This is a genomic window from Pseudonocardia kongjuensis, assembly GCF_039526905.1.
GTDB lineage: Bacteria > Actinomycetota > Actinomycetes > Mycobacteriales > Pseudonocardiaceae > Pseudonocardia > Pseudonocardia kongjuensis.
The window spans coordinates 30432-44218 of record NZ_BAAAJK010000020.1; the positions used below are offsets into that span (position 1 = coordinate 30432).

The following is a 13787-nucleotide window of genomic DNA, read 5'->3' on the forward strand; positions in this document are numbered from 1 at the left end:
CGCAAGTCCCGCCCAGCCCAGCCCCACACCCGCCGAGATGCAGACCAGCGGGAATTGTCGATCTCCCCAGCCCCCTGAGCTGCATCTCGACGCACCGCGAGCGAGCCCGGCCCCGCCCCGCAACGGGGACGGTCGTATTGTCGCGAACCGTGAGCGCACCCCAGACCCAGCCGCTGTTCGACTGCAGCGACCCGAGCGAGCGCCGCCGTGGATTGGCCGCTGCCGCCCGGGCCGTCCGTGCCGGGGAGCTGGTCGTGATGCCGACCGACACGGTGTACGGCATCGGGTGTGACGCGTTCAACGGCACCGGTGTGCGGAGCCTGCTGGCCGCGAAGCGGCGCGGCCCGGACATGCCGGTCGGCGTGCTCGTCGGGTCCTGGACGACGATCGACGGCCTGGTCACCAGTGTTCCGCAGGCCGCGCGGGCGCTGATCGAGGCGTTCTGGCCGGGCGAGGTGTCGCTGGTGCTGGAGCACGCGCCGTCGCTGGCCTGGGATCTCGGCAGCACCCGCGGCACCGTCATGCTGCGGATGCCGTTGCACCCGGTCGCGCTGGAGCTGCTGCGCGAGGTCGGCCCGATGGCGGTGTCGAGCGCGAACACCTCGGGCAACCCGCCGGCGTCGAACGTGACGGAGGCGATCACCCAGCTCGCCGGGAACGTCCAGGTGTACCTGGACGGCGGTCCGTCCGGTGATCCGGTCGCCTCGACGATCGTCGACCTGACCGGCGCCCGCCCGCGGATGCTGCGCGAGGGCGGGGTCTCGGCCGACCAGGTCGAGGAGGTCGTCGGCCAGGAGATCGACCGGACCTGAGCCGCGCAGGTGTGATCGCCCCGTCAGGGGCGCAGCCAGGGACGACGGGTACCGGTAGCGTGCCCGGGGTGAGTGAGCAGACCTTCTGGGGCCCGGACTTCACCGCACTGCAGCAGCAGGATCCCGAGATCGCCGGGGTCGTGCTGGACGAGCTGGACCGCCTACGCGGCGGACTCCAGCTCATCGCGAGCGAGAACCTGACCAGCCCTGCGGTGCTGGCCGCACTCGGGTCGACGTTGTCCAACAAGTACGCCGAGGGTTACCCCGGCCGCCGTTACTACGGCGGCTGCGGTGTGGTGGACCAGGCGGAGAACATCGGCAACGCGCGCGCCAAGGAGCTGTTCGGCGCCGAGCACGCCAACCTGCAGCCGCACTCCGGCGCGAGCGCGAACCTCGCCGCCTACGCCGCGTTCGCCAAGCCCGGTGACACCGTGCTGGCGATGGACCTCAAGCAGGGCGGCCACCTGACGCACGGCAGCAAGGTCAACTTCTCCGGCCTCTGGTTCAACGCGGTGTCCTACCTGGTCCGTGAGGACACCGAGATCATCGACTACGACCAGGTCCGCGACCTGGCGAAGCAGCACCAGCCGAAGATCATCATCGCCGGTGCCACGGCGTACCCGCGGCTGATCGACTTCAAGATCTTCCGGGAGATCGCCGACGAGGTCGGCGCCAAGCTCATGGTCGACGCCGCGCACTTCATCGGCCTCGTCGCCGGGCAGGCGATCCCGTCCCCGGTGCCCTACGCCGACGTCGTCACCGCCACCACGCACAAGGTGCTGCGCGGCCCGCGCGGCGGCATGGTGCTCTGCCGCGAGGAGCACGCCAAGGCGATCGACAAGGCGGTGTTCCCGTTCTCCCAGGGCGGGCCGCTGATGCACGCCGTCGCCGCGAAGGCCGTCGCGATGAAGGAGGCCGCGCAGCCGGAGTACCAGGCGTACGCGCGGCAGGTCATCGCCAACGCCCAGGCGCTCGCCAAGAGCCTGGAGGCCGAGGGCATGCGGGCCGTCTCCGGCGGCACCGACAACCACCTCGCGCTGCTCGACCTGAGGCCGATCGGCATCACCGGCGGGGAAGCCGAGACCCGCTGCGACCGGGCCGGGATCACCCTGAACAAGAACGCGATCCCGTACGACCCGGCGCCGCCGATGAAGCCCTCGGGCATCCGGGTGGGCTCGCCGAGCGTCACCACCCAGGGCATGACCGAGGCCGACATGGCCGAGGTCGGCAGCCTGCTGGCGCGTGCGGTGAAGGCCGAGCACGACACCCCGGCCGGCGACGCCGAGCTGCGCGACGTCGCCGAGGCGGTCACCGCGCTCGTCTCCCGGGCACCGGCCTACCCTCGGGGGTGACCCGAGCCCCGAGGCGGACCGGAGAGGCGTACCCGACGTGCCGGTGGACCAGCTGAGCTACGGACTCCCGATCCGCGAGTTCCTGCTCGTCGGCCTGGTCTCCGCCGTCGTCACGCTGCTGCTGACCGGCCCGGTCCGGATGCTGGCCCTCAAGGCCGGCGCGGTCGCCTGGCCGCGGGGACGGGACGTGCACGTCACCCCGACCCCGCGGTGGGGCGGCCTCGCGATGTTCGGCGGGGTGCTCGCCGGGCTGCTGCTGGCGCTCTCCCTGCCCGCGTTGCGGCTCGCCTACTTCGAGGGCAGCTCCGAGGTGATGGGCGTCGTCGTCGCGACCGGGCTGCTGGTCGGGGTCGGGCTGCTGGACGACCGCTTCGATCTCGACGCGATCACCAAGTTCGCCGCCCAGGTGACCGCGGGCGGGCTGCTGGTGCTCTACGGCGTGCAGTGGACGACGCTGTGGATCCCGCTCGGCGGCGGCGGCACCGGGATCTCCGGCTCGACGCTGATCCTCGGCCAGGGGCAGTCGGTGCTGCTGACGGTGCTGCTCACCGTCGCGCTGGTGAACGCGATGAACTTCGTCGACGGCCTGGACGGGCTCGCCGGCGGGATCGGGCTGATCACCACGCTGGCCACCGCGGTGTTCTGCGTCGGGCTGATCAGCGAGAACGGCAACGCGCCTGCGGCGTTCGGGCCCGCGCTGATCGCCGTCGTGCTGGCCGGGGCCTGCCTGGGCTTCCTGCCGCACAACTTCCATCCGGCCCGGATCTTCATGGGCGACACCGGCTCGATGATGGTCGGGGTGATGCTGTCCGCGGCGATCACCGCCGCCTCCGGCCGGGTCATCCCGGACGAGGAGACCTCGGCGAGCGACTTCCTCGCGCTGGTCGCCCCGCTGATCGTGCTCGTCGGGATCGTCTTCATCCCGGTGCTCGACCTGCTGATGGCGGTGATCCGCCGGACCCGTGCCGGGACCAGCCCGTTCAGCCCGGACAAGATGCACCTGCACCACCGGCTGCTGCAGCTCGGGCACAGCCACCGACGCGCCGTGCTGCTGGTCTACCTGTGGGCGGCGGTGCTCGCCTTCGGTGCGGTCGCGCTCGCCCTGGTCGACGAGACCGGCGTGGTGCTGGCGGCGATCGGGATCGCGCTGGTCGTCGCGTTCGTGGCGTCCGCGGTGCCGCACCTGGCCCGCACCCGCAGCGCGGCGACCGCCGGGCCGGCCGCATCGGCTTCTGCCGGGCCGGCCGCGACCTCCGCCGGGGCGCCGGCGTCGGCCGACGACGTCGCCGACCGGCGGGATCCGCCGGCCGTCGGCGACGATGCCCGGCCGCGGACGTCCGACGGGCCGGGCCCGGTGCCGCCGCCGGCCCCCGGGCAGCCGGGCGGCAGGCAGCCGGGTGAGGGCGCGCCGCCGGGCCGGACGGCTGCGCGGCCCGTCGGCCCCGGGACGGGCACCCACCGGCCGGGCGGGCCGCCGCCGGTGCACCGGAGCGGTGAGACCCCGTCGCCGCCGCTGCACCGGAGCGGTGAGACCCCGTCGCCGCCGCTGCACCGGAGCGACGAGCCCCCCGCGCACCTGCCCGGCAAGGCCCCGGCGCACCGGCCCGGTGAGGCCCCGGCGCACCGGCCCGGCGATGCCCCGGCGCACCGGCCCGGTGAGGCCCCGGCGCACCGGACCGGCGAGACCCCTGCGCACCGGTCGGGCGAGACCCCGGTGCGCCGGACCGGCGAGACCCCGGTGTACCGGTCGGGCGAGACCCCGGTGCGCCGGACCGGCGAGACCCCGGTGTACCGGCCGGGCGGCGGCCCGGCGCCGCACCGGACCGGCGAGCCCCCTGCGCGGTGGCCCGGTGCGCGCCCCGCCCCCCCGGTGCCGGGGGAGACCCCGCCGCACCGCACCCCGGCGCCGCCGTCGGCATGGCGTGGCCCGCCCACCCGTACCGGGCAGCGGCCGGCCGAGCCCCTGCACCGGCCGGACGCGGTCCCGCCGCGGCGCACCGGGGAGCAGCAGCGGAACGGCCACCCACAGCAACCCGCCCCCGACGACGGCGTCCCGGCCCCCGACGGCGGACACCCCCGGCGAGCGCCCGGCCCGTCCCGCACCGACCAGCCGACCGTGCCCAACCCGGTCCGGCGGGACCCACCGGGCGAGGCCGACCAGCGCTAGCCGGCCGGGGCGGCGGCGACCGGCCGTCACCCCCCAGCCGGCCGACCGACCGTCACCCCCCAGCCGGCCGACCGGCCGTCACCACCCAGCCGGCCGGTCGACCGTCACCCCCCCAGCCGGCCGACCGACCGTCAGCGCGCAACCGGCCGGCCCCTCACCCCCGCGCCCGCCCGGCCCGCACCCGCACGGACGCCGGCCGACCCGCGCCCCGCCGGCGACCGCCGCACAGCACCCCGCCCTCGACCAGCGGCCAGGTCGGTCCGGGGTGTCGGTGGTCACCCCGACGGCCCCCGCCCGCCGGTGGTGCGGCCGTCGTTACCGTGGTGGGGCGCCCGGCGGGCGGCGCACCCACCCACGAGGAGATGACGGGCCATGTGGCGATCGAGGCGACCGGAGCTCGTGGTCGGCCACGAGCAGGCGATGCGCCGGATGTCCGCGTCCATGGCGCGCAACGCGACCCTGCTCGCCGTCCTGGTGGGGGTCGGCTGCGTGATCGCCTTCACGCTGCTGGCCGGGCGGCCCGGCCTCAACGGTGCCGCGATCGGCGCCCTCACGTCCACAGTGTTCGGGCTCGTCACCTCGTTCCTGGTCAGGGGTACCGCCGAGATCCCGCCCCGGTTTGTGATGCTGGCCTCAGTCACCGGCTGGCTCACCAAGTCGCTGATCCTCTTCGGGGTGCTGTTCACCCTCGGTGGGGTGCCCTGGCTGGACCGGAACGCACTCGTCGTGACCGTGCTGCTCGGCATGATCGCGACGGCGGCGGGGGAGGCCTGGGCGGTGTACCGGCTGCGGATCCTGGTGGGCGAGGTTCCGGCAGGTCCAGCCGCCTGACCTGGGGCTATTCGTCCGGTTTGTCGGCCTGCCCCCGGTGGTCGACGGATGGACGGCCGGTGCGCCGGAGATGTCGAGTCGGTGGTGTTAACCGTTGATTACACGACGACCCGGCGGCTCGCGGACCAAGATCGTTTCTCCGCGCGAAGGCCCTGGTGAGGTGCACGTCGGCCCCCGACGCTGTGTAGAAGTACGGCTGATAACATCCCGCGTCGTAGGCGATGTGGGTGATTTTCGGTGATGTGTTCCGAGCGCCCTGGTGCATCGCCCCAGAGGCACCTTGCAGGCGATCCCCGTCCGTGTGAGTCGTGGGACGGGAGCACCGGAAGGACCCCCATTGGGCGAGCTCGTACTGGCGGCTGAGGAGTTCACCCCGCCCGGTCCCAGTGTCTTCAACTACCCGCCGATCTTCGCGGGCGTCACCAAGCCGATGGTGTTGATCGTGATGTCCGCGGTCATCATCGCGGTGTACTTCGCGGTGGCGACCCGGCGGATGGCGATCGTGCCGGGGAAGGGGCAGTTCGCGCTCGAGTCGTTCTACAACGTCGCGCGCAACGGCATGGCCCGTGACCAGATCGGCAAGGACGACTTCAAGCCGTTCATCCCGCTGATCCTGGGTCTGTTCAGCTTCGTGCTGGTCAACAACTACTTCGGGATCATCCCGTTCTTCCAGATCCCGACCATGTCGAAGATCAGCTTCCCGATCGCGCTGGCGCTGGTGGTCTACGTGGCCTACCACTACGCGGGATTCCGGAAGCACGGCTTCGTCGGGTACTTCAAGCACGCCACCCTCCCCAAGGGTGTGCCGATGGCGATCGCACCACTGATCATCGTCATCGAGCTGCTGCAGAAGTTCCTGGTCCAGCCCGCCTCGCTGGCGCTGCGTCTGTTCGCGGCGATGTTCGCCGGCCACCTGATGCTGGTCCTGGTGGCCGTCGGCGCCGAGTTCATGCTGTTCGCCGGTGGTTTCCTGGTGATCCCGGCCGGGCTGGTGGTCATCGCCGGTATCGCCTTCACCTTCCTGGAGGCGCTGGTGATGACGATCCAGGCCTACATCTTCGCGCTGCTGGCGTCGGTGTTCATCGGCGCGGCGGTGGCCGAGGAGCACTAGGAGTACCCACCCCGGCGCCCCGGCGCCGACCTGAACCCGCCGGTTCGTCCGGCCCATCCCCGAACGACCCCCGCCCGAGGGCGGACCCGACGGAAGGAACCCCGAAGTGAGCGCAACGCAGCAGATCCTCGCCCAGGCCGCCGACAACAACGCCGGCTACGCGGCCATCGGCTACGGCCTGAGCGCCATCGGCGCCGGCATCGGCGTCGGCCTGATCTGGTCGGCCGTCGTCAACGGCACCGCCCGCCAGCCGGAGGCCCGCGGCCAGCTGATGGGTATCGGCTGGGCGACCTTCGTGCTCGCCGAGCTGGTGGCGCTGATCGGTCTGGTCGTCTTCTTCATCGCCTCGGCCTGATCGTCGTCCCTGATCCCGGCCCGCTGCCGGCGGCGTGGGACACGTCACGGAAGGACATATGGTGGAACGACTGATCCTCGCCGCCGAGGAACCCTCACCGATCGCCGTCTACCCGGCAGAGCTCGTGCTCGGCCTGGTCTCCTTCGCCATCCTGTTTTTCGTCCTCTGGAAGTTCGCGGTGCCGCGCTTCGAGAAGCTCTACGAGGAGCGGACCGACGCCATCGAGGGCGGCCTGAAGCGCGCCCAGGAGGCGCAGGAGCAGGCTGACCGGCTGAAGAAGGAGTACGAGGACCAGCTGGCCGGCCTGCGGGCCGAGGCCGCGCGCATCCGCGACGACGCGCGCGCCGAGGGCCAGCAGATCAAGGCCGAGCTGCGGGAGGAGGCCGAGCAGGAGGCCGCGCGCATCAAGGCCCGTGGCGACGAGCAGATCGCCGCCGCCCGCGCCGCCGCCGAGCGGTCGCTGCGCGGAGAGGTCGGCGGGCTGTCGGTGCAGCTGGCCGAGCGCCTGCTGCGCGAGCAGCTGGCCGACGACTCGCGGCGCTCCGCGACCATCGACTCGTTCCTCGCCGACCTCGGTGAGACGGGCCAGCGGAGCGGGGCGAGCTGATGGCCCAGGTCCTGCAGGCCGCCACCCGGGAGGCGCTGGCCGGTCTCATCGAGCGGCTGGACGCCTACACCGACGGCGCCCCCGCCCGCGAGCTGACCACGACCGCCGACGAGCTGTTCTCGGTGGCCCGCTTCCTCGACGGCGAGCGGCAGGTGCGCAGGCTGCTGGCCGACGCGAGCTCGCCCGAGCAGGCGCGGGTCGACCTGGTGCAGCGACTGCTCGGCGGGAAGCTCTCGCAGCCGGTCCTGGACCTGGTCGCCGAACTGGTCCGCAAGCGCTGGTCGAAGCCGCGCGACATCGTCCTCGCGGCCGAGACGCTGGCCCGCCGGGCCACCCTGTCGACGGCCGCCCGCAACGGCTCCCTCGACGAGGTCGAGGACCAGCTGTTCCGGTTCGGCCGCATCCTCGCCCGCGAGCCGGAGCTGAACGCGCTGCTCGCCGACACCACCAAGCCCGTCGACGGGCGGCTCCAGCTGCTCGACGGCGTACTCGGTGACCGGGCCTACCCGACCACCGCCACCCTGCTCCGCCAGACCGTGCGGCTGCCGCGCGGCAGGCACCTCGACGTCCTCGCCGAGGAGCTCGCCGATCTCGCCGCCGCGCTGCGGGAGCGCTCGGTGGCGAAGGTGCGGACCTCCGTCGCGCTGACCCCGGAGCAGGAGTCGGCGCTCGCCGACACCCTCGGCCGCATCTACGGCCGCACGATCTCCCTGCAGGTTGAGCTCGACCGGGACCTCCTCGGAGGTCTGGTCGTGCAGGTCGGCGGCGAGGTCATCGACGGTAGCGTGGCGGGCAGACTCGCCGCCGCACGCCGTTCCCTGCCCAGCTGACCTGCCCGAGGGCGCACCGCCGGCCCCCGGCGGCACGATCTCAGGTCCCGTTCGAGAGAAGGAACGACGCAGCCATGACAGAGCTGACGATCTCCTCCGAGGAGATCCGGAGTGCGATCTCCAGCTACGTCTCGTCGCTGGAGAACGACACCGACCGCCGTGAGGTCGGGACCGTGTCCGACACCGGCGACGGCATCGCCCACATCGAGGGCCTGCCCTCGGCCATGACGAACGAGCTGCTCGAGTTCGACGGCGGCGTCCGCGGCGTCGCGCTGAACCTGGAGCCGAACGAGATCGGCGCGGTCGTCCTCGGCGACTACACCGGCATCGAGGAGGGCCAGCAGGTCACCCGCACCGGCGAGGTGCTGTCGGTGCCGGTCGGCGAGGGCTACCTGGGCCGGGTCGTCGACCCGCTGGGCAACCCGATCGACGGCCTCGGCGACATCGAGACCGACTCCCGCCGCGTGCTGGAGCTGCAGGCCGCGTCGGTGATGGAGCGCCAGTCGGTGCACGAGCCGCTGCAGACCGGCATCAAGGCGATCGACGCGATGACGCCGATCGGCCGCGGCCAGCGGCAGCTGGTGATCGGCGACCGCAAGACCGGCAAGACCGCGGTCTGCGTCGACACGATCATCAACCAGAAGGAGAACTGGGCGTCCGGCGACCCGAAGAAGCAGGTCCGCTGCATCTACGTCGCCATCGGCCAGAAGGGCTCCACGATCGCCGGTGTCCGGCAGTCCCTCGAGGACGCCGGCGCGCTGGAGTACACGACGATCGTCGCGTCCCCGGCGTCCGACCCGGCCGGCTACAAGTGGCTCGCCCCCTACACCGGCTCGGCCATCGGCCAGCACTGGATGTACCAGGGCAAGCACGTCCTGATCGTGTTCGACGACCTGTCCAAGCAGGCCGAGGCCTACCGCGCGATCTCGCTGCTGCTGCGCCGCCCGCCGGGCCGCGAGGCGTACCCGGGTGACGTCTTCTACCTGCACTCGCGGCTGCTCGAGCGCTGCGCGAAGCTCTCCGACGAGCTCGGCGCCGGCTCGATGACCGGTCTGCCGATCATCGAGACCAAGGCGAACGACGTGTCGGCCTACATCCCGACCAACGTCATCTCGATCACCGACGGCCAGGTCTTCCTGGAGTCCGACCTGTTCAACCAGGGCGTCCGGCCGGCGATCAACGTCGGTATCTCGGTCTCCCGGGTCGGCGGTGACGCCCAGGTCAAGGCGATGAAGACGGTGTCCGGCTCGCTGCGTCTGGACCTGTCGCAGTACCGCGAGCTGGAGGCGTTCGCCGCCTTCGGCTCCGACCTCGACGCCGCCTCGGCCGCCGCGCTGGGCCGTGGCGAGCGGCTGGTGGAGCTGCTCAAGCAGGCGCAGTACGCGCCGGTCGCGGTGCAGGACCAGGTCGTCTCGATCTGGCTGGGCACCAGCGGCAAGCTGGACTCGGTGCCGGTCGCCGACGTGCAGCGCTTCGAGGCGGAGTTCCGCGAGTACAGCCGCCGGCACGCCTCGGGTCCGCTGAACGAGATCGTCGACACCGGGAAGCTCTCGGACGACGCGATCGAGACCCTGACCAAGGCCGTGGACGAGTTCAAGCGCAACGAGTTCACCGCCTCCGACGGCTCGTCCGTCGTCCCGAACGAGAAGCCCGCCGAGGCCCTCGACGAGGACGACGTCGACCAGGAGACCGTCACGGTCAAGAAGAACTGAGGCTGATACCAGATGGCGGCACAGATCCGGGTGCTGCGCCGGCGTATCCGGTCGACGCAGTCCATCAAGAAGATCACCCGATCCCAGGAGCTGATCGCGACCTCACGGATCGCGAAGGCCAGGGCGCGGGTGAACGAGGCGCGCCCCTACGCGGAGCTGATGACGAGCACGCTGTCGGAGCTGGCGTCGAACTCGGCGCTGGACCACCCGCTGCTGGTCGAGCGGGAGACCCCGAAGCGGGCCGCGGTGCTGGTCGTGACCAGCGACCGCGGCCAGTGCGGCGGCTACAACGCCAACGTGCTCAAGGAGGCCGAGCAGCTGCAGTCCCTGCTCCGTGAGCAGGGCAAGGAGCCGGTGCTCTACGTGATCGGCCGCAAGGGCGTCTCGTACTACCGGTTCCGCAACCGGCCGATCGAGCAGTCCTGGACCGGCTTCTCCGAGCAGCCCGGCTACGAGCACGCGGCCGAGGCGGCGAAGACGCTGGTGGACGCGTTCATGGCCGGGGTCGACGACCCCGAGGGCGAGGCGGCCGAGGACGGCGTGCACGGCGTGGACGAGCTCCACCTCGTGTACACCAGCTTCAAGAACATGATCACCCAGGTGCCGCAGGCCCGGCGGATGGCACCGCTCGAGGTCCAGTACTCCGGCGGGGTCTCCGCGGAGGCGGGCCCGGCCGACGAGGACGCGCAGGACGAGTTCCCGACCGGCGGCCCGGACTCGGGCCCCCAGTCGCTGTACGAGTTCGAGCCGGACGCGGACACGCTGTTCGACGCGCTGCTGCCGAAGTACATCGGGGCCCGCCTCTACGCGGCCCTGCTGGAGTCGGCGGCGTCGGAGTCGGCGAACCGCCAGCGGGCCATGAAGGCCGCCACGGACAACGCGAACGAATTGATCCGTAGTCTGACACTGGAGGCCAACCAGGCACGTCAGGCTCAGATCACCCAGGAGATCAGCGAGATCGTCGGTGGTGTCGACGCTCTCGCCAGCGCAGGAAGTGAGAGCTGATGACCACGACCACTGCCGAAACGTCGGCCGGTCCGATCACCGGGCGCGTCGTCCAGGTGACCGGTCCGGTCGTCGACGTCGAGTTCCCGCGCAACCAGGTCCCGGACCTGTACAACGCGCTGACGCTCGACGTCGACCTCTCCGGTGACAAGCGCAAGCTGACCCTGGAGATCGCCCAGCACCTGGGCGACAACCTCGTCCGGGCCATCTCCATGCAGCCGACCGACGGCGTCGTGCGCGGCCAGGAGGTCACCGACCTCGGCCGGCCGATCTCGGTGCCGGTGGGCGACCAGGTCAAGGGGCACGTGTTCAACGCGCTCGGCGACTGCCTGGACGACCCGAACATCCAGTTCACCGGCGACCTGCGGTCGATCCACCAGAAGGCGCCGCGGTTCGACCAGCTCGAGGGCAAGACCGAGATGCTGGAGACCGGCATCAAGGTCCTCGACCTGATGACGCCGTACGTGGTCGGCGGGAAGATCGGCCTGTTCGGCGGCGCGGGCGTCGGCAAGACCGTGCTGATCCAGGAGATGATCCAGCGTGTCGCGCTGAACTTCGGTGGCACCTCGGTGTTCGCCGGCGTCGGCGAGCGCACCCGTGAGGGCAACGACCTCATCACGGAGATGACCGAGTCGGGCGTCATGAAGAACACCGCCCTGGTGTTCGGCCAGATGGACGAGCCGCCGGGCACCCGTATGCGGGTCGCGCTGTCCGCGCTGACCATGGCGGAGTACTTCCGGGACGCGCAGGACCAGGACGTCCTGCTGTTCATCGACAACATCTTCCGGTTCACCCAGGCCGGCCAGGAGGTGTCCACCCTGCTGGGCCGGATGCCGTCCGCGGTGGGCTACCAGCCCACCCTGGCCGACGAGATGGGCGAGCTGCAGGAGCGGATCACCTCGACCCGGGGCCGGTCGATCACCTCGATGCAGGCGATCTACGTCCCCGCGGACGACTACACCGACCCGGCGCCGGCGACCACGTTCGCCCACCTGGACGCCACCACCGAGCTCTCCCGGCCGATCTCCCAGAAGGGGATCTACCCGGCGGTGGACCCGCTGACCTCGACGTCGCGGATCCTGGACCCGCAGTACGTCGGCGACGAGCACTTCCGGGTCGCCAACGAGGTGAAGCGGATCCTGCAGAAGTACAACGACCTGCAGGACATCATCGCCATCCTCGGCATCGACGAGCTGTCCGAGGAGGACAAGCAGCTGGTCGGCCGGGCCCGCCGGATCGAGCGGTTCCTGTCCCAGAACCTGCTGGTCGCCGAGCAGTTCACCGGCCAGCCGGGCTCGACGGTCCCGCTGAAGGAGACCATCGAGGCGTTCGACAAGATCGCCAAGGGCGAGTTCGACGACGTGCCCGAGCAGGCGTTCTTCCTCTGCGGTGGTCTCGAGGACCTGGAGAAGAACCGCAAGAAGCTGGAAGGGTGACATGCCGGCTGAGATGACCGTGGAGCTGGTCTCGGTCGAGCGCAGGCTGTGGTCGGGCGACGCGCGCTTCGTGCTCGCCCGGACCACCGTCGGCGAGGTCGGCATCCTGCCCGGCCACCAGCCGATGCTGGCCCAGCTGGAGGAGGCCGGCGTCGTCCGGATCGACGCGACCGACGGCACGAAGCGCACCATCGCGGTGCACGGCGGGTTCCTGTCGGTCTCCGCGGAGCGGGTGTCGATCCTGGCCGAGTTCGCCGAGCAGTCCGACGAGATCGACGTCGACCGCGCCCGGCGGGCGCTGGAGCGGGCCGACGACTCCGACGAGGGTGCGGCCGCGAAGGCCCGCGCGGAGGCCCGCCTCCGCGCGGCCGAGGCCAACTAGGGGCGGGGGAGACACACGGCGGTGGAGCTGATCGCGGCGATAGTCGGAGTTCTGCTGCTGTGTCTGGTCGTCCCACTGGTCTGGCTCGCCGTACGGCGGGTGCGACTGATGCGTAACGGCGGCGTGGACCTGTGTCTGCGCCGCCGTTTCGCTGTCACGGACTGGCACTTCGGGGTGGGCCGCTACGAGGGCGAGCGGTTCGCCTGGTACCGGCTCACCAGCTTCCGGATCGGCCCGACGGTCGTCGTCGAGCGGGGTGAGCTGGAGATCGTCGACCGGCGCCCGCCGCACCGCTCCGAGGAGTTCGCGATCCCGATGGCGGTCGAGGTGCTGCGCTGCCGCGGCCGGGACGCCGGCGGCCGCGAGATCGACGTCGAGCTCGCGATGTCGTCCGACGTGCGGACCGGCTTCATGGCGTGGCTGGAGTCGACGCCGCCGGGCCACAACCACTACCGCGAGGCGTCGTAGCGGCGGACCCGGCCCGCGTCAGGACCGGGGAGCGCCGTGCGGTCCGCCGGGCTGCCACAGCACGTCGCCGTCCGGGTTCGCGACCCGGCCCAGGATGAACAGCAGGTCCGACAGCCGGTTCAGGTACTGCGCGGTCAGCGGGTTGGTGCGCTCCGCGTCGTCCTCCAGCAGCGCCCACACCGACCGCTCGGCGCGCCGGGTGACGGTCCGGGCGACGTGCAGGTACGCCGCGCCGGGGGTGCCGCCGGGCAGGATGAACGAGCTGAGCTTCGGCAGCTCCGGGTTGAACTCGTCGCACCAGCCCTCGAGCCGGGTCACGTAGCCCTCGGTGACCCGCAGCGGCGGGTACTCGGGGTTCTCGACGATCGGCGCGCACAGGTCCGCGCCGACGTCGAACAGGTCGTTCTGGATCTGCCGCAGCGGATCGGCGACCCGCTCGGCGAGCCCGCCGAGGGTGACCGCGACCCCGATCGCGGCGTTCGCCTCGTCGGTGTCGGCGTAGGCGGCCAGCCGCGGGTCCGTCTTGCGGACCCGGCTGAAGTCGCCGAGGGCCGTCGTGCCGTCGTCGCCGGTCTTCGTGTAGATCCGAGTCAGGTGTACCGCCACGTCGACAGGCTATGCGGCGCGGCGACACGCGGGCCAGACCGGACCGGCCGTCCGCGCCACGACAACCGTTCGGTGTGTTGCGCCGGACGGTCCAACCTCACCCCGACACGTCG

At 71.8% G+C, this 13787-nt stretch carries 13 protein-coding genes and 1 pseudogene; 13 read left to right on the forward strand and 1 reads right to left on the reverse strand.

Translation table 11 applies throughout. The annotated features are described in order from the left end of the window. Nucleotides 1-149 precede the first annotated feature (149 nt). The 13 genes and pseudogenes from ABD160_RS19295 (at nt 150) to ABD160_RS19355 (ending at nt 13068) form a co-directional block, all read left to right on the forward strand. Nucleotides 150-812, forward strand: a complete 663-nt coding sequence (locus ABD160_RS19295; RefSeq protein ID WP_344024411.1) for an L-threonylcarbamoyladenylate synthase — start codon at nt 150-152, stop codon at nt 810-812. Nucleotides 813-880: 68 nt separating this feature from the next. After that, nucleotides 881-2164, forward strand: a complete 1284-nt coding sequence (locus ABD160_RS19300) for a serine hydroxymethyltransferase (protein WP_344024413.1) — start codon at nt 881-883, stop codon at nt 2162-2164. Nucleotides 2165-2201: 37 nt separating this feature from the next. Further along, nucleotides 2202-3368 (forward strand): annotated as a pseudogene (locus ABD160_RS19305) (glycosyltransferase family 4 protein); the annotation flags it as partial. 1335 nt (nt 3369-4703) lie between these two features. Next, on the forward strand, nt 4704-5162 hold the full coding sequence (locus tag ABD160_RS19310; protein ID WP_344024415.1) for a Cg1360 family ATP-synthase-associated protein: 459 nt from the start codon (nt 4704-4706) through the stop codon (nt 5160-5162). A 337-nt stretch (nt 5163-5499) separates the two neighbouring features. Further along, complete coding sequence (gene atpB, locus ABD160_RS19315) at nt 5500-6273, forward strand: F0F1 ATP synthase subunit A (protein ID WP_344024417.1); 774 nt, start codon at nt 5500-5502, stop codon at nt 6271-6273. A gap of 106 nt (nt 6274-6379) precedes the next feature. Then, a complete protein-coding gene (locus tag ABD160_RS19320; RefSeq protein WP_085910746.1) occupies nt 6380-6628 on the forward strand; it encodes an ATP synthase subunit c family protein in 249 nt (82 codons plus the stop codon). A gap of 58 nt (nt 6629-6686) precedes the next feature. Next, complete coding sequence (locus ABD160_RS19325; protein ID WP_344024422.1) at nt 6687-7235, forward strand: F0F1 ATP synthase subunit B; 549 nt, start codon at nt 6687-6689, stop codon at nt 7233-7235. Continuing rightward, entirely contained in the window at nt 7235-8065 is an 831-nt protein-coding gene (locus ABD160_RS19330; RefSeq protein WP_344024424.1) for a F0F1 ATP synthase subunit delta, read from the forward strand. Before ABD160_RS19325 ends, ABD160_RS19330 begins: the two co-directional genes overlap by 1 nt. A gap of 74 nt (nt 8066-8139) precedes the next feature. Further along, entirely contained in the window at nt 8140-9777 is a 1638-nt protein-coding gene (atpA, locus tag ABD160_RS19335) for a F0F1 ATP synthase subunit alpha (protein WP_344024426.1), read from the forward strand. A 12-nt stretch (nt 9778-9789) separates the two neighbouring features. Next, a complete protein-coding gene (locus ABD160_RS19340) occupies nt 9790-10782 on the forward strand; it encodes a F0F1 ATP synthase subunit gamma (RefSeq protein ID WP_344024428.1) in 993 nt (330 codons plus the stop codon). Next, nucleotides 10782-12218, forward strand: a complete 1437-nt coding sequence (gene atpD, locus ABD160_RS19345; RefSeq protein ID WP_344024430.1) for a F0F1 ATP synthase subunit beta — start codon at nt 10782-10784, stop codon at nt 12216-12218. The genes ABD160_RS19340 and atpD overlap by 1 nt, the downstream gene beginning before the upstream one ends. Before the next feature lie 13 nt (nt 12219-12231). Further along, entirely contained in the window at nt 12232-12600 is a 369-nt protein-coding gene (locus ABD160_RS19350; RefSeq protein ID WP_344024516.1) for a F0F1 ATP synthase subunit epsilon, read from the forward strand. A gap of 21 nt (nt 12601-12621) precedes the next feature. After that, nucleotides 12622-13068, forward strand: coding sequence for a DUF2550 domain-containing protein (locus tag ABD160_RS19355; protein WP_344024433.1), 447 nt, complete (start codon nt 12622-12624; stop codon nt 13066-13068). Between the two features lie 18 nt (nt 13069-13086). On the opposite strand, the gene ABD160_RS19360 is transcribed toward ABD160_RS19355, so the two are convergent. Beyond that, on the reverse strand, nt 13087-13674 hold the full coding sequence (locus tag ABD160_RS19360; RefSeq protein ID WP_344024436.1) for a cob(I)yrinic acid a,c-diamide adenosyltransferase: 588 nt from the start codon (nt 13672-13674) through the stop codon (nt 13087-13089). Nucleotides 13675-13787: the final 113 nt, after the last annotated feature.

What these genes read in the sequence shown, in the direction of transcription:
- atpD (WP_344024430.1), top strand. Translation starts at nt 10,782, where the DNA reads ATGACCACGACCACTGCCGAAACGTCGGCCGGTCCGATCACCGGGCGC.
- ABD160_RS19310 (WP_344024415.1), top strand. Translation starts at nt 4,704, where the DNA reads ATGTGGCGATCGAGGCGACCGGAGCTCGTGGTCGGCCACGAGCAGGCG.
- ABD160_RS19325 (WP_344024422.1), top strand. Translation starts at nt 6,687, where the DNA reads ATGGTGGAACGACTGATCCTCGCCGCCGAGGAACCCTCACCGATCGCC.
- ABD160_RS19340 (WP_344024428.1), top strand. Translation starts at nt 9,790, where the DNA reads ATGGCGGCACAGATCCGGGTGCTGCGCCGGCGTATCCGGTCGACGCAG.
- atpA (WP_344024426.1), top strand. Translation starts at nt 8,140, where the DNA reads ATGACAGAGCTGACGATCTCCTCCGAGGAGATCCGGAGTGCGATCTCC.
- ABD160_RS19350 (WP_344024516.1), top strand. Translation starts at nt 12,232, where the DNA reads ATGACCGTGGAGCTGGTCTCGGTCGAGCGCAGGCTGTGGTCGGGCGAC.
- ABD160_RS19330 (WP_344024424.1), top strand. Translation starts at nt 7,235, where the DNA reads ATGGCCCAGGTCCTGCAGGCCGCCACCCGGGAGGCGCTGGCCGGTCTC.